The organism is Streptomyces sp. NPDC043861, assembly GCF_056435905.1.
In genome coordinates this window covers 167,969-183,062 of record NZ_JBWKDP010000001.1, presented here as the reverse complement: position 1 = coordinate 183,062, position 15,094 = coordinate 167,969, and the positions used below count along the sequence as shown (strand labels likewise).

Here is a 15,094-nt window from a genome sequence, read left to right as displayed (position 1 = left end):
CATCTTCCCGGAGGACTTCCTCATGACCGATACGGTCGTCCGCGCGCTCTCCTCGAGCGACGCACATCTCTTCGACACCCTTCCCGACCCGCTCGGTGTGGGCCGCGCGCTGGCCCGTTCCACACACCGCCCCGAATGGAAGCGGGTCGCCCTGCGCGACGGCAGGGTCGTCGCGCGGGCCGCCTGGTGGGGCGGGCCCGATGACACGACTCCCGTCAATCTCAACTGGTTCGACGTCGCCGAAGGCGAGGAGGAGGCAGGCGCCGAACTGCTGCGCAGCTCCCCGTTCCAGGTCGAGTACGAGCTGATCCTGCCCGCCGGCTGGCGCGACGACCCGGCGCTCCGCACCGCCGCTGAGGCGCGGCTGCGCGCCGCGAAGGCGGCCGGGATGGAGGTGTTCGTGGAGCGCTTCCAGTACCGGTGGACGCCGGCGTGCGGGCTGCCGGAGCGGCCCGGGCGGCTGGTGTTCCGGCCGGAGCCCGACGACGACGCCGTTCTGGACGTCCTGCGGCGCGTCCACTCGGTCACTCTGGACGCACACGCACTGCGCGCCATCGCCGAGGGCGGGCTCGACAAGGCGGCCCAGGAGGAACTGGACTTCTTCCACTGGTGCCCGTCGCCGCGCGACTGGTGGCAGCTGGCGTACACGCCGGAGGGGAAGTTGGCCGGGCTGCACATCCCGGCACACAATCCGTCCGGCCCGTGCGTCGGCTTCATCGGTGTCGTACCGGAGCAGCGCGGCCGTGGCTACGCGTACGACCTGCTCGCCGAATGCACGCACTTCCTGGCGGAGCAGGGCGCGGAGTTCATCGCCGGCGCGACGGACCAGGGCAACTTCCCGATGGCGGCGAACTTCGCGAAGGCCGGTCACCCCGTGGTGCAGGAGCGGATCCACCTGGTGTGATCCGCCTGCCCCGCCCCGGGTGATTCCGGCCTCTTGATCGGGGGACGGAGGTGTCCGTAGGCTCCGGGCACCTCCGAGCCCCCTGCACCACCGAGCCGATGGCGAGCGGCCCTCTCATGACGACGGAAAAGCTGCGTTCCGAGCCGCAGGCGCGCGTGGGCGGCGGCTGGATATCGGGGCTCGTGCTGGCCGTGCTCGGTCTGTTCATGGCCTTTCTGACTCCCGTCCAGGTGCTGCTCGCCGAGCAGATGGAGGCCATCGACCCGTCGGGCAAGGAGGTCGCGCTCGGACTGACCACCGGAGCCGGCGCGCTCGTCGCCGTCTTCGCCAACCCGCTGGCGGGCGCGCTGTCGGACCGCACGGGCGGCCGCTTCGGCCGCCGTCGTCCCTGGATACTGGGCGGAGCACTGGCCGGTGCGGCCGGGCTGGCGGTGACGTCGGTGCAGACCACGGTCGCCGGGGTGGCTCTCGGCTGGTGTCTGGCGCAGCTCGGGCTCAACGCGATGCTCGCCGGTGCCAACGCCGTCGTGCCCGATCAGGTGCCGGTCGGGCAGCGGGCCGCCGTCTCGGGCTGGCTCGGGATCCCGCAGACACTGGGGCTGGTGGTCGGCGCGCTGCTGGTGACGACGGTCGTGACGGACACATCGGCCGGCTATCTGCTGCTGGCGGGGCTGGTGGTGCTGTCCGCGCTGCCTTTCGTCGTCTTCGTCCGCGAGGGCCGGGCGCCGCAGGAGACCCCGACGGCGGCGGTGCGCATCGCGGACTTCTGGGTGAGCCCGCGCGCGCATCCTGACTTCGGCTGGGCGTGGCTGACACGGTTCCTGGTGATGCTCGGCAATGCCATCGGGACCCTGTACCTGCTCTACTTCCTCAAGGACGCGGTCCATCACGGGAATCCCGACCAGGGTGTGCTGGTCCTGACGCTGCTCTACACGGCGGGGGTCGTGGTGACAGCGCTCGCCGGCGGGATCGTGTCGGACCGCTGGGGCCGGCGCCGGGCCCTGGTGTCGGCGGGTTCGGTGGTGATGGCCGCGGCCTCGCTGCTGCTGACGCTCTGGCACACCTGGCCGGTGGCGATGGGTGCGGCGCTGCTGATGGGACTCGGCTTCGGGGCGTACATGGCGGTGGACCAGGCGCTGATCACCCAGGTGCTGCCGAGCGCCGGCGACCGGGCCAAGGACCTCGGGGTGATCAATATCGCCAATTCGGCGCCCCAGGTCCTCGGTCCGGCCCTGGCCGCACCGATCGTGGCGTACGCGGGCGGCTACGCCGGTCTGTATCTGACGTCCACTCTGGTCACGGTCCTCGGCGCGGTCCTGGTGTGGCGGATACGGTCAGTGCCCTGAGCCGTCCCGCTGGGCACGGATGAGTTCCCGGTACCAGGCGTACGACGCCTTCGGGGTGCGCTCCAGCGTCTCGTAGTCGACATGGACCAGGCCGAAGCGCTGCGACATGCCCTCGACCCACTCGATGTTGTCGGTCAGCGACCAGACGAAGTAGCCGCGCACGTCGACGCCCGCCTCCATCGCACCGTGCAGCGCGCGCAGATGGCCGTCCAGGAAGGTGATGCGCCGGATGTCGGCGCTGCCGGCCGCGTCGTCGTACGAGCAGCCGTTCTCGGTGATGTACACCGGTGGAAGGCGGTCGCCGTACCGCTCCTTGAGCGTGACGAGGAGTTCACGCAGTCCGTCGGGGACGACGGGCCAGCCGAAGTGGGTGCGCTCGACTCCCTCGATGTCCCGCAGGCCGAAGGGGAGCCCGGCGGGCATGCCGAGCCCGGCGTACGAGTCCAGGGCGTCCGGCGCGGGGGCGCCGACCAGCATGGGGCTGTAGTAGTTGACGCCGTACCAGTCGAGTGGCTGGGAGATCACCGCGAGGTCGTCGGCGACCGGGCCCGGCATCAGACCGTCGAAGCCGTCCGGGTAGGCGCCGGTGAGCAGCGGGTCGGCGAACAGCCGGTTGGTGAGGATGTCGTAGATCTCGGCGCCCGAGCGGTCCTCGTCCGTGTCGCCTGCCGTGTGCACGGGCGAATGGGAGACCGCGAGGCCGATGTTGCCGGCTCCCGCTGCGCGCAGCGCCTGGACGGCGAAGCCGTGGGCGAGCAGCTGGTGGTGGGCAGCGGGCAGGGCGTCGAAGAGGAGCTGCTTCCCCGGGGCGTGCTCGCCGAGTGCGTAGCCGAGCATGGTGACTTCGGCCGGTTCGTTGATGGTGATCCACATCGGCACGCGGTCGGCGAGGCGCTCGGCGACCACGGCGGCGTACTCGGCGAAACGGAACGCGGTGTCGCGGTTCAGCCAGCCGCCCGCCTCCTCCAGGGGCAGCGGGGTGTCCCAGTGGTAGAGGGTCGGGGCGGGGGTGATGCCGTGGGCGCACAACTCGTCGACGAGGCGGTCGTAGAAGCCGAGTCCGGCGGGGTTGACCGGGCCGCTGCCGCCGGGGATCACCCGGGGCCAGCTGAGGGAGAAGCGGAACGCTCCGGCGCCGAGCCCGGCGAGCAGGGCGACGTCCTCGCGGTACCGCTCGTGGAAACCGGTGCCGCGCGCGGCGTCCGCGCCGTCCTTGATACGGCCGGGCTGCGCCGCGAAGGCGTCCCAGCCGGAGGGGCCCTTGCCGTCGGTGTCCGCCGCGCCTTCGGTCTGGAAGGCGGACGCGGATGCACCCCACAGGAAACCGGGCGGGAAGAGGGGCAGCCGGGACGGGGAAGGTACGGGGGGCGGTGTCATGGCGGGACCCTAGTACCGGCGAGTAGCCCGCCTCCAGACCCCGTACTTGCCAGGATGGCTGCGAGTGCCACCGAAACGAACCGACACGGACCGACACGACAGGGGATTCGCCAGTGCTGTTCGAGGTGTGGGCGCCGAACGCCCAGGACCGGGTCGCGCTGTGGCTGGAGGGCGAGCGGTATGCCATGCAACGGGACCCCGCCCGGGAGGGGTGGTGGACGGCCGAGGCGGCGGCCACCGACGGCACGCGCTACGGCTTCCTGCTGGACGACGGCCCGCTGCTGCCGGATCCGCGTTCCCGCCGCCAGCCGGAGGGCCCCGACGGGCCGAGCGCGGTGGTGGCCCCGGACGCACACGTCTGGCGAAGCGACGACTGGCAGGGGCGCGGGCTCGCGGGCGCGGTCCTGTACGAGCTGCACATCGGCACGTACACCCGCGAGGGCACGCTGGACGCCGCCGCGGGGCGGCTGGGCGAGCTGGCCGAGCTGGGCATCACCCACGTGGAGCTGATGCCCGTGTGTCCCTTCCCCGGGACGCACGGATGGGGTTACGACGGGGTCTCGCCGTGGGCGGTGCACGAACCGTACGGCGGCCCCGAGGCGCTCAGACGATTCGTCGACACCGCGCACGGCCTCGGTCTCGGCGTGGTCCTGGACGTGGTCCACAACCACCTCGGCCCTTCGGGCAACCACCTGCCCGCCTTCGGGCCGTACTTCACGGACACCCACCACACCCCGTGGGGCTCCGCGGTCAACCTCGACGCGCCCGGCTCGGACGAGGTGCGCGCATATCTGCTGGGCAGCGCACTGGCCTGGCTGCGTGACTACCGCGTGGACGGGCTCCGCCTGGATGCGATCCACGCACTCGCCGACGGCCGTGCCCTGACGTTCCTCGAGGAACTGTCGGCGGCGGTGGACGGATTCGCGGCGGACGTACGACGTCCGCTGTTCCTGATCGCGGAGTCGGATCTGTGCGATCCGCGCACGACCGCACCGCGCGAGGAGGGCGGCCTCGGGCTCCACGCGCAGTGGAACGATGACTTCCACCACGCACTGCACACCGCCCTGACCGGTGAATCACAGGGCTACTACGGGGACTTCGCGCGGGCGCCGCTCACCGCGCTGGCCAGGACGCTCGGCCATGTCTTCTTCCACGACGGTACGTACTCGGCCTTCCGCGGGCGCACCCACGGGCGTCCGGTCGATCTCGCACGCACCCCGGCGCACCGCTTCCTCGGCTACGCCCAGACGCATGACCAGATCGGCAACCGCGCCCTCGGGGACCGGCTCTCGGCGCAGCTCTCCCCCGGCCTGCTGGCCTGCGCGGCGGCGCTGGTCCTGACGGGGCCGTTCACTCCCATGCTGTTCATGGGTGAGGAGTGGGGTGCCCGTACCCCGTGGCAGTTCTTCACCGACCACACCGATCCCGCCCTGGCGGAGGCCGTACGGCAGGGCCGGCGGCGGGAGTTCGAGGCGTTCGGCTGGGCGGCACAGGACATTCCCGACCCCCAGGACCCGGCGACGAGGGAGCGTTCGTGCCTGGACCGCTCCGAGCGCGGGCGCGAGCCCCACGCCCGTCTGCTGGCCTGGCACCGCGAGTTGATCGCGCTGCGCCGCACCCAGCCCGACCTCTCCGACCCGGACCTGGCCGCCGTACGTGTCGCGTACGACGAGGAGGCGCGCTGGTTCGTCTTCCGACGGGGCGATCTCAGGGTCGTGGTCAATCTGGCCGAGGACCCGGCCGCGATCCCGCTGGGCGGCGGGGGGCGGGTGCTCGCGGTGTGGAACGGTGTGCGGGCGCCCGGCGCGGACGGGGTTCTCGAGCTGCCCGGTGAGTCGTGCGTGGTGCTCGCGGACGGGTGAGAGGAGCGGGCGGGCGGGACCGGAGGTGCCCCAGGGGGCCAGGTGCGGGGCTGTCTCCGCCCTGCCCGCCCGTCCTACTCGACGATCGCCATCTCCCGCGGTGTGTTGTTGAAGCGGCGGCCACCCGACTCCGTCACGGTGACGATGTCCTCGATGCGCACGCCGAACCGGCCCGGCAGATAGATCCCCGGCTCGATCGAGAAGCACATGCCCGGCACCAGCGGCCGCTCCTCACCCTCGATCATGTACGGCGGCTCATGCGTGGTGACACCGATGCCGTGGCCGGTGCGGTGGATGAAGTACTCGCCGTACCCGGCCGACGCGATGACCGCACGGGCCGCCCGGTCCACGTCCTGGCACGCGGCGCCGGGACGTACCGCGTCGAAACCGGCCTGCTGAGCGGCGCGCACGACATTGTGGACGTGCTGCTCCTCCGGGGTCGGTTCCCCCACATGGACCGTGCGGGTGGTGTCGGAGCCGTAGCCGTGCTTGAGACCGCCGAAGTCGAGCACGACCATGTCGCCCTGCTCAATGGTGCGCTCCCCCGCCTCGTGGTGCGGATCGGCGCCGTTCGGTCCCGAGCCGACGACCGTGAAGTCCACTTGCGAATGGCCGAAACGCAGCAGCAGGTCCGCGAGGTCGGCCGCGACCTCGTTCTCCCTCCGGCCGGAGAAGCGGACCCCGAGGATCTCTCCGTACGCCTGGTCGGCGGCCGCACCGGCCGCCTCGAGCCTCGCCAGTTCGGATGCGTCCTTGACCGCGCGCAGCATGGGGAGTGCTTCGGTGAGCGCCACGTACGAGGTGTCCGGCAGCTGTTGCTGCAGACCGAGCAGATGCATCGCCCAGGTGTTGTCGCTGATCCCGAAGCGGCCCTTGCGGTCGAGCAGCGCCGCGGCCACCGCGTGCGGGTCCATGCCGTCGGTCCAGTCGCGCAGGGTGAGCGCCGGCGCTCCGGCCGCGTGCTTGGCGTCCGGGGCCTCCAGGGTGGGCACCACCAGCACCGGGTCCCGGCCTTCGGCGAGGACGAGGACGGTGAGCCGCTCGGTGCTCACGGGCCGGTAGCCGGTGAGGTGTACCAGATCGGGGCCCGGGGCCACGAGAAGCCCGGAGAGACCGGCATCGGCGGCGGCGCGGGCGGCCCGGGCCATCCGTTCGCGGTAGACGTCGGTGGTGAAGGGAGCGGGGGCTGCGTTCGGGGTGGGCATGGTGGCTCCTTCTCGGTGACCTGAACCGGTCCGACGATCCGGTTCGGCGGGACGGGGGTTGCCGGGCTGCTGCCATGGGCGGCTTCCGGCGCCGGACGGGACCGGAACGGGTGCGGGGACGGTGCAGCGTCAGCCCTCGCCCTGCTCCTGCGCGACCAGCCTCTCCAGCAGCTCCTGGAAGTCCTCGCCGACGACGATCCGCAGCCCGTCGCCGTCCTCGTCACGATCGCTCAGCTGGGTCAGCGAACCGTTCCGCCACCAGTAGACGTACGGCGTGATGGCACCGGGCGTGTCCGCGTATCCCGTGGCGGCGAAGGCGGCCATTCCGTTCAACGTCGGGATCACGTCGGTGTCGCGGATGACATGGAAGGCGACCTGGTGGCGGAACGGCAGTGCCACGAGCGCACCGTCCGCAGTGATGTGCTGCCCGGTGACCTGACGCACGAGCGCGTCCAGGACCAGGACCCTGCTCGCGGTGTAGAACGAGTCGCCGACCACCACCTCGAAGCACATGCCCCCGGCGTCCTTGATGGTCTCGTGGCCCTCCACCGGCAGGCCGCGCAGGTTGCCCATCGCACGCTCCCGGAGCCGCGGTACCTCCCCGAGCGGCTCCAGGGCCTCATCGGTGAGCAGCATGACGCTCTCGGGCAGATCGAGGGCAAGGACCTCGCAGAGCCCGGGGGCGAGGGGCCGGGCGTAGCCGAAGCTCGTCGGGTCGAGGCCTTCCGATCCGATCACGCGGGGATACATCTGGGAGCGGATCTGGTCCGGCGGCAGGGTGTCCAGCGCGGACGGCGCGTCCATGGTGCGCAGCACCATGGCGACATGTCCGCGAATCACCTCGGGCCACACCCGTGGGCCGCGTTCATCGTTGTGGCAGACCGCTGCCAGGTTGCCGAGCCCGAACTGCCGCCCGCTGCTGTCGGTGACCACATCCGCGTAGACGGTGACCTCGAGGCCGTGTTCCGCGAAGGCTTCGCGTACCTGGCCGCGGAAACGGGCGCCCTCGCCCGTCGAGAAGAAGGCGAACTCCTCGTCCCGGGGCGCGTCGTCCCCGTCCCGCCTGGGTCCTCGCCTGAACAGCCCCACGTCAGCCCCCGCTCGTCCTCTGTGTGCCCGGTTTCCCTCTGTGTGTGCTCAGGTTTCGAGCGTACCCACCGCTCCGGCGGCCTCGCAGTCGGCGGTGAACGGGGGCGTCCCGGCGGCTGCGGCCGGCTGGTGCCGGCCGGGCCCACCGGGCGGGGCCCGCGCAGCGGGCGAGGTCTTCGGGCGGGTACGGCTACTTCCCGGGAACGAGAAGCTCGCGGCCGCGGTAGAACGCCTCCCGCTCCTCGACGACGTAGGGAGCCATGGCCTCTCGTCGTTGGGTCTCGGCCTCGGAGCCGCGCCAGGCGTCGCACGCCTCCCTGGACGCCCAGAGGGACACCCCGACGACTTCCCGACCGTCCTCGGACCAGTACGCGAACGCGCGGCGCATGCCCTCCGGGTGCGTCGCCGGGCGCCATGCCTGCTCGAACTCCTCAAGCCTGCCCGGCTCGATGCGGCGCGTCGTCATCCAGACGAAGTGCTCCTCCATCACGGCCTCCTCCACGCGGGCGGGATCACCGCTCGACTCGGTCGGGCCCCCAGACCCACGGTAGGCGGGGAGAAGCCCGCCTGCCTCCGCGGGCGGGCAGGGGTCCGCGTACCGGGGAGCCCCGTCCGTTCCCGGCCGGTGCCCGGCGCCCACTGGCGGCATACGGGGTGCGGCCGCCCGGTTCCCGCGGCCCCGGCGCACCCCGCGACCGCCCCGCCCGATGCCCTCCCGTGCAGGCCTCCTCGGTGCGGGATGCCTGATGGCGGGCGTCTCGGGGCGGCTGGAAGCACGTCCGCAGCGCCGGGCGGGCCGGGCCAGCACCCGCCGTCCCGGGGCCGAGGGCGCTCCCTGGCTCCGACGGAGGGCCCCACCGGCCGGAGGCCGCGGGAGACAGCCCTGGCACCTGGGGGGGGTTCCCCGGGCGTGGCTCCGGAGGAAGTACCCGGGCTCCGGCCGAGGCGGCGACGCGCCCTGCAGGCCGTCGTGACCCGGTGACCCCCTCCGGTCGCCGCACTACTGGGCCGAGCGGACCGTCAGATGGGCCCGGTGCCGGCCGTGTGCGACGAGACGGGCGTTGGCCTCGTCCGATTCCTGCACCCAGCGCTCGGCGTACGGCCGCTCCTTGCCGAAGCGGACGTGGCGTTCGACGAGCCGGGCGACCCGCAGCCGGTCCTCCAGCTCCAGGTACCACGCCTCGTCGAGGAGGCCGCGGATCCGCGCCCAGGGCCCCTCGTCGTGCAGGAGGTAGTTGCCTTCGGTGACGACGAGCGGGACACCGGGAGCGACCGGGACGCTTCCGGCCAGAGGCTGTTCCAGGCCCCGGTCGAAGGCAGGCGCGTACACCGTCGTACCCGCCTCGGGCGCACGCAGCCGAGCGAGCAGCGCGGCGTATCCGGCGGCGTCGAAGGTGTCGGGAGCCCCCTTGCGCTGCGCCCGCCCCAGCCGCTCCAGCTCGGCCTGCGCCAGATGGAACCCGTCCATGGGAACGAGCACGGCGAGGCCGCCCAGCCGCGCCACCAGCTGCCCGGCGAGTGTGGACTTGCCGGCTCCGGGCGGCCCGGCGATTCCGAGGATCCGCCGCGCGCCGGGCCGGGCGAGGCGCCGGGCGCGCTCGGTGAGCTGCTCGATCGACGGGTCCATGCCAGGCATTGTGCACGCGATCCGCGATACTGACCGCTCCCCCAGCAAGGAGAATGCATGTCCGTCCCTCTGCCTCGCATCGCCCTGATCACGCTGGTCGTGCGCGACTACGACGAGGCCGTCGCCTTCTACACGGATGCCCTCGGCTTCACCCTGGTCGAGGACACGGACCGGGGCGACGGCTCCCGGTGGGTGGTGGTCCGCCCCGGCGGCGGGACGGGCGGCACCGGCGGGGGCACGGACCTGCTGCTCGCCCGGGCGACGGACGAGCAGCAGCTGGCGAGCGTGGGCGCACAGACCGGCGGCCGGGTGGGGTTCTTCCTGCACACCGACGACTTCGCGCGCGACCATGCCCGGATGACGGCGGCGGGCGTGCGTTTCCTGGAGGAGCCGCGCCACGAGCCGTACGGCACGGTGGCCGTCTTCGAGGACCTGTACGGCAACCGCTGGGACCTCCTCCAGCCCGTGTGACACGCCGGCCGGCGCCGAGCGGGAAGTGGGCGGCGGCGCAGGGAAGCCGGGTGCCGCGCCTCCGCCCCGGCAGGCACGCATCGAGGCCGAGCGGTCCCACCCGGCTCGGCCTCGGTGTGTGCCGGCCGCCCATGTCCGCAGCGGCGGCGGTCCGGCTCCACTCTCCGGCCTCCGGGGCTAGCCTCGGCCTTCCTCGTGGATGACGAGAGGCGGGACCTCCCCGTGTCCGTGAGGACCTGCTGTGCGAACAGCAACCCGGCCGGTGCTGTGACCGGGAGTGCTTGCCGGACCGGCCCGGACTGCCGTGCCCGGTGGCCACCCCGGGCGGGCCGTTCGGTCCGTCCCGTTCCGAACCGGGTGGACGCGGCTGTCCGGCCGGCCGCTGAACGAGGGTCAGCCGACCGCGGCCCGGTGGCGGAGCCCCGGGGGGGGCGGGAGTGCCGACGGCACAGCGGCAGCGCCTTCTGCGTCTTTCGTGCACCGGTGGAGCATCGCCCCGGGGAACCGCCGCAGAGGACCGGAGCGGGAAGAAGGGTGCGAGAAGAGGCAGTCGACCGCGCGATCGTTCCTCCGCCGCCGGACCGGGCCGACGGTGCGTCGGCCGGGCTGCCGTCCGACGCCCGGGACCGGGGTGGCCGACGGCCCGCGTGTGCCCGCCGAGAGCTCGGGTCCACGGACCTTCCGGCGGACTTGCGCTCACCGGGTGCCCGGATGCCGACGCCCCATCAGCAACGCGCCGGAAGAGTGCCGGACGACGGGTCACCGCACGCGGCTGCCCTGCCCGCCATTCGGCGGCAGGCCGGTTGCGGACCGGTGCGGCACGACATGGGATCGGGGCGATGCCCCTTGGGCAGGCGGAGGCTCCGTGTCGTGCCGGCAGAAGGAACAGCACATGCACATACCAGGATCCAAGGCGGTCCGCGGGCGTTGTGCCGCGGTCACCGTCGCCGCGGTGATCTGCACGTCGATGTACTCCGCGTCCGGCCCGGCACCCGCCGGCGGACCGACCCCACCGGACACCGTGCCGTCCTTGGACTGGAGCCCCTGCCCTGCGGCCGCCGGATTCGAGTGCGCCACGGCGCAGGCGCCGCTCGACCATCGCGTGCCCGGGAAGCGCACGATCGAACTGGCCGTCATCAAGAAGAAGGCGACCGGACCCGGACGGCGCATCGGGACCCTGTTCTTCAACCCCGGCGGCCCCGGCGGAGCCGGAACGACCGCACTGCCGTTGCTGTACGACAAGTTCCCCGGCGAGCTGCGCGAGCGCTTCGACATCGTCAGCTGGGACCCGCGGGGGGTGGGTGGGAGCACCGCCGTGCGCTGCTTCGACAGTCCGGAGGAGGCCTACGCCTGGACGGAACCCATACCCGCCGCATTCCCCGTCGGCGCCGAGGAACGGGAGATCTGGACCGAGGCGTACGCCGAACTCGGACGGCGCTGCGAGAAGAGTGACCCGGAGCTGCTCCGGCACGTGTCCACCGCCGACACGGCCCGCGATCTGGACCGGCTCAGGGAGGCCGTGGGCGACCCGCAGCTCAGCTATCTGGGCGTGTCCTACGGGACGCTCCTCGGTGCCACATACGCCAACCTGTTCCCCGACAGGGTCCGCGCCATGGTCCTCGACAGCAATCTGGACCCCGAACTCTGGGTGAACCACGGCTCGAGGAGCGAACCGCTCCTGAGTACGTTCCAGCGCGCCGGCTCCGATCTGAGCTCGGCCGCCGCCCTCGGGCAGTTCCTCACCCTGTGCGGGCACGCCGGATCCGGCCGTTGCGCGTTCTCCGCAGGCAGCCCGGACGCGACCCGCGCCAAGTTCGACCGCCTCATGCAGCGCCTCCAGCAGCGGGCACAGGGCACCTGGACCTACGGCAGGACCGTGGGCACCCTGCTCGACAGCCTCTACTTCGTCCACCCGCAGTGGACCGACATGGCCACCGTGCTCCAGGACCTGTGGGAGCGCCGTGCCCCGAAGGAATCCCCGCCCCCTCCGGGCCCCGTGCCGTACCCGGGTTTCGAGCAGATCGAGGCGGTGCGGTGCTCCGAGAGTCCCAATCCCCGCGACCCACGGCGCTATCCCTCCCTCGAGGAGTTCAGTTACGCCCGCGCCGGTGACATCGGCCGCCCCGTGGCATGGGCGACCGAGGCCTGCGCCGCCTGGCCGGCGACAGCGGCCGACCCCTACAACGGCCCGTGGAACCGCCCCACCGCGCACCCGGTGCTCGTGGTCAACACCCAGTTCGACCCCGCCACCCCCTACCAGGGCGCGCTGGACATGGTCCGCGAGCTCGCCCACGCGCGGCTGCTCACCCTCAACGGTTACGGGCACACCGCGCTCGTCAACACAAGCAGCTGCGTCGACGAACACGAGAGCCGGTATCTGATCGACGGCGTCCTGCCCCCGTCCGGGGCCACCTGCGAGCAGGACACGCCCCCGTTCAGCAAGCCGCTGGGGGGCATCGACACCGGCGGCGGCGCACTGGCGGGCACCTCCGCGAAGGGGCGGGCCATCACGCCGCCGGGCGCCGGCCCCCGTCGGGTGCCGGCCGCAGCGGGGTCGCGCTGATGCAGCGGCGACGGTTCCGGACGAGGACCGGGGTCCACCCGGCCGCGCACCGCCACGAAGCCGAAGCTGCGGGACCGGGACAGGCACACCTGGACACCGGGGTCCAGGGGCCGCATCCCGACGACTGCCGTCAGTGCCGGACCAGGCAGAACGGGTGCCCGGCCGGGTCGGCACAGATGCGCCGGCTGCGCCCGTCGGAACCGGCGTCCAGCACGGTCGCTCCCCGGGCCAGCACCTGTTCCTGGGCCAGGTCCAGGTCCGTGACGCCGAAGTCCGGATGGAACTGCTGGGGCCGGGCAGGGTCGGGCCACAGCGGCGGCCGATGGTCCGCTGCCCGCTGGAAGGCGAGGACGAGACCGGACGGTGTGTGCAGGGTCGCCCAGTCGTCTCCGAGTGCCCACCGCCGATCCGGCTGGTTGACGGTCCCACCGAGCAGCGCCTGGTAGAACTCGGCGAGCTCGTCGGGATCGGAGCAGTCCAGCACCACGCACTGCAGGTCGGCGATCACGGGCAGATCCGATGCGGCCGCCGGAGTGCGCCGGCCCCCGAGCCCGCGCCGCGGGGGCGGGTCCCGGGCTGTTCCGCGCGGGACCGGACCCGGTTCGTCGGCGAACGAACTGCCACACGAGAGCGGGCGGTTCGGCGGACCGATCCGCAGACCCGAGCGCCCGGGTGCACCGGCGAGGCGGCCACCGTTCGGCGCGGCCACCCGAACAGCAGTAGCGAGGCCCACCGCTGCGCGCGGGCCGGGCGCCCCCCATGCGTCGAGGCGACGCGGGACCCGGTTCAGCCCTCGTCGGGTGTCAGCCGCAGCGAGATCGAGTTGATGCAGTACCGCTGGTCGGTCGGGGTCGGATAGCCCTCGCCCTCGAAGACGTGCCCGAGGTGCGAGCCGCAGCGGGCACAGCGCACCTCGGTGCGGACCATGCCGTGCGAGCGGTCCTCGATCAGCTCGACCGCATCGGTGTCCCTCGGGTCGTAGAAGGACGGCCAGCCACAGTGCGACGCGAACTTGGTCGAGGAGGTGAAGAGCTCGGCACCGCACGCACGGCAGGAGTAGACGCCCTCGGTCTTGGTGTCCGTGTACTCACCGCGGAACGCCGGCTCCGTTCCCCCCTCGCGGAGCACCGCGTACTCGGCGGGCGTCAGTTCCGCCCGCCACTGCTCGTCCGGCTTCTCGACGTCGTACGACATGCGCTCTCCCTCGGTTCGGTTCCGTACGACCGCGGTGCGGCGGCCTCAGTGCGACAGCCGGGCCAGGATCTCCGGACCCAGGTCCGTGACATCGCCCGCGCCCATGGTGAGAACGAGATCCCCGGGGCCGGCCATTCCCGCGATCACACCGGGGACGGCCGCCTTGTCGTGGACGGGGGTCACCCGGGCGCCGGCCGCGATCGCGGCGTCGACGATCAGGGCGCTGGTGACACCCGGGATCGGGTCCTCCCGGGCCGGGTAGATGTCGAGCACCACGGACTCGTCGGCGAGGGTCAGGGCCTGCCCCATCTCGGTGGCGAGCTCCTGGGTGCGGGAGAAGAGGTGGGGCTGGAAGACGACGAGCAGCCGCGAGGATCCGGCGGCGGCGCGCATGGCCTCGAGGTCGGCCGTCATCTCGGTGGGGTGGTGCGCGTACGAGTCGATCACCTGGACACCGGCGGCCTCGCCCTTGGGCTGGAGGCGACGGCCGACCCCGGTGTACGCGGTGAGGGCCGCGGCCAGCTCTGCGGGATCGATGCCCGTGCGAACGCCCGCGGCAAGGGCGGCGGCGGCGTTGTGTGCGTAGTGGCGGCCGGGAACGGAGACGGTGAAGGTGATCTCGCCGTGGTCCGGCAGGGCGACGGTGACCTCGCTGGTCATGCCGCTCGGCCGGATGCCGAGGATCCGTACGTCGGAGTCCTCGCCCTCGCCCACGCGCACGACGGTCAGGTCCTCGCGTGCGGCGACCCTCGAGGCCAGTTCCCGTGCGCCCGCGTGCTCGCCGACGACCAGGGTGCCGCCGTGCGGGATCTTGGCGACGAAGGCCTCGAAGGACTCGTAGATCTCGTCCATCGACGCGTAGTTGGCGTGGTGGTCGAGCTCCACATTGAGGACGATCGCCACGTCGGGGTCGTACTTCTGGAAGCTCCGGTCGCTCTCGTCGGCCTCGGCGACGAAGATCTCGCCGTCGCCGTGGCGGGCGTTCGTCCCCGGCCCCGCGAGGTCGCCGCCGATCGCGTACGAGGGGTCGAGGCCCAGCTCGGTCAGTGCCACGGCGAGCATCGACGTGGTCGTGGTCTTGCCATGGGTGCCGGCGACGGCGATCGTGCGCGCGCTGCGCATCAGGGCCGCGAGCGCGTCGGAGCGGTGGACCACGGGCACGCCCAGCTCGGCGGCGCGGGCCAGCTCGGGATTGTCGGCGCGGATCGCGCTGGAGACGACGACGCAGGAGGCGTCGTCGGCGAGGTGCCCGGAGGCGTGCCCGATGTGCACGGTCACGCCGAGCGCCCGGAGCGCCTCGGCGGTGGCGGACTCCTTGGCGTCACTGCCCGCGACCTTGGCACCCCGCTGGGCGAGGATCTTCGCGATCCCGGACATTCCGGCGCCGCCGATGCCGATGAAGTGCGGCCGTTCCATGGCGTGGGGGATGCCGGATGCCATGTGTGTGTCTCCCAGG

General features: G+C 72.6%; 13 protein-coding genes. 5 read left to right on the top strand and 8 right to left on the bottom strand.

The window, feature by feature from the left end; all coding sequences use genetic code 11:
- Window positions 1-22: 22 nt before the first annotated feature.
- Both AC068D_RS00665 and AC068D_RS00660 read left to right on the top strand, forming a co-directional pair.
- The gene (locus AC068D_RS00665; protein ID WP_478820718.1) at window positions 23-904 is read left to right on the top strand and encodes a GNAT family N-acetyltransferase; all 882 of its coding nucleotides are present in this window, start codon (window positions 23-25) and stop codon (window positions 902-904) included.
- 116 nt (window positions 905-1,020) lie between these two features.
- Window positions 1,021-2,250: an MFS transporter gene (locus tag AC068D_RS00660; protein WP_478820717.1), complete on the top strand. Its 1,230-nt coding sequence runs from the start codon at window positions 1,021-1,023 to the stop codon at window positions 2,248-2,250.
- Here the strand turns inward: AC068D_RS00660 and AC068D_RS00655 are convergent.
- The gene (locus AC068D_RS00655; RefSeq protein WP_478820716.1) at window positions 2,239-3,627 is read right to left on the bottom strand and encodes a GH1 family beta-glucosidase; all 1,389 of its coding nucleotides are present in this window, start codon (window positions 3,625-3,627) and stop codon (window positions 2,239-2,241) included. The genes AC068D_RS00660 and AC068D_RS00655 overlap by 12 nt on opposite strands.
- 113 nt (window positions 3,628-3,740) lie before the next feature.
- Between AC068D_RS00655 and treZ the strand changes: the two genes are divergently transcribed.
- Window positions 3,741-5,489 carry a malto-oligosyltrehalose trehalohydrolase gene (treZ, locus tag AC068D_RS00650; RefSeq protein ID WP_478820715.1) on the top strand — a complete coding sequence of 583 codons (1,749 nt, stop codon included), beginning with the start codon at window positions 3,741-3,743 and terminating at the stop codon, window positions 5,487-5,489.
- A gap of 74 nt (window positions 5,490-5,563) precedes the next feature.
- Here the strand turns inward: treZ and AC068D_RS00645 are convergent, their stop codons facing one another.
- The 4 genes from AC068D_RS00645 to AC068D_RS00630 form a co-directional block, all read right to left on the bottom strand.
- Window positions 5,564-6,694 (bottom strand): aminopeptidase P family protein, encoded by a 1,131-nt coding sequence (locus AC068D_RS00645; protein WP_478820714.1) that lies wholly within the window; start codon window positions 6,692-6,694, stop codon window positions 5,564-5,566.
- Window positions 6,695-6,823: 129 nt separating this feature from the next.
- Window positions 6,824-7,783: a DUF1444 domain-containing protein gene (locus AC068D_RS00640; RefSeq protein WP_478820713.1), complete on the bottom strand. Its 960-nt coding sequence runs from the start codon at window positions 7,781-7,783 to the stop codon at window positions 6,824-6,826.
- Window positions 7,784-7,973: 190 nt separating this feature from the next.
- Window positions 7,974-8,270 carry an antibiotic biosynthesis monooxygenase gene (locus AC068D_RS00635; protein WP_478820712.1) on the bottom strand — a complete coding sequence of 99 codons (297 nt, stop codon included), beginning with the start codon at window positions 8,268-8,270 and terminating at the stop codon, window positions 7,974-7,976.
- Between the two features lie 513 nt (window positions 8,271-8,783).
- Window positions 8,784-9,410 carry a nucleoside/nucleotide kinase family protein gene (locus AC068D_RS00630; protein WP_478820711.1) on the bottom strand — a complete coding sequence of 209 codons (627 nt, stop codon included), beginning with the start codon at window positions 9,408-9,410 and terminating at the stop codon, window positions 8,784-8,786.
- Window positions 9,411-9,479: 69 nt separating this feature from the next.
- Here AC068D_RS00630 and AC068D_RS00625 point away from each other — a divergent pair, with 69 nt between their 5' ends.
- Together AC068D_RS00625 and AC068D_RS00620 are read left to right on the top strand one after the other, a co-directional pair.
- Complete coding sequence (locus AC068D_RS00625; protein WP_478821368.1) at window positions 9,480-9,881, top strand: VOC family protein; 402 nt, start codon at window positions 9,480-9,482, stop codon at window positions 9,879-9,881.
- An 892-nt stretch (window positions 9,882-10,773) separates the two neighbouring features.
- Entirely contained in the window at window positions 10,774-12,444 is a 1,671-nt protein-coding gene (locus AC068D_RS00620) for an alpha/beta hydrolase (RefSeq protein ID WP_478820710.1), read from the top strand.
- A gap of 130 nt (window positions 12,445-12,574) precedes the next feature.
- Here AC068D_RS00620 and AC068D_RS00615 read toward each other — a convergent pair whose 3' ends face one another.
- From AC068D_RS00615 to murC, 3 genes are all read right to left on the bottom strand, one after another.
- Window positions 12,575-12,952 carry a VOC family protein gene (locus AC068D_RS00615; RefSeq protein WP_478820709.1) on the bottom strand — a complete coding sequence of 126 codons (378 nt, stop codon included), beginning with the start codon at window positions 12,950-12,952 and terminating at the stop codon, window positions 12,575-12,577.
- Window positions 12,953-13,230: 278 nt separating this feature from the next.
- Window positions 13,231-13,638, bottom strand: coding sequence for a peptide-methionine (R)-S-oxide reductase MsrB (gene msrB, locus AC068D_RS00610; RefSeq protein WP_478820708.1), 408 nt, complete (start codon window positions 13,636-13,638; stop codon window positions 13,231-13,233).
- A 45-nt stretch (window positions 13,639-13,683) separates the two neighbouring features.
- The gene (gene murC / locus AC068D_RS00605) at window positions 13,684-15,078 is read right to left on the bottom strand and encodes a UDP-N-acetylmuramate--L-alanine ligase (RefSeq protein ID WP_478820707.1); all 1,395 of its coding nucleotides are present in this window, start codon (window positions 15,076-15,078) and stop codon (window positions 13,684-13,686) included.
- Window positions 15,079-15,094: the final 16 nt, after the last annotated feature.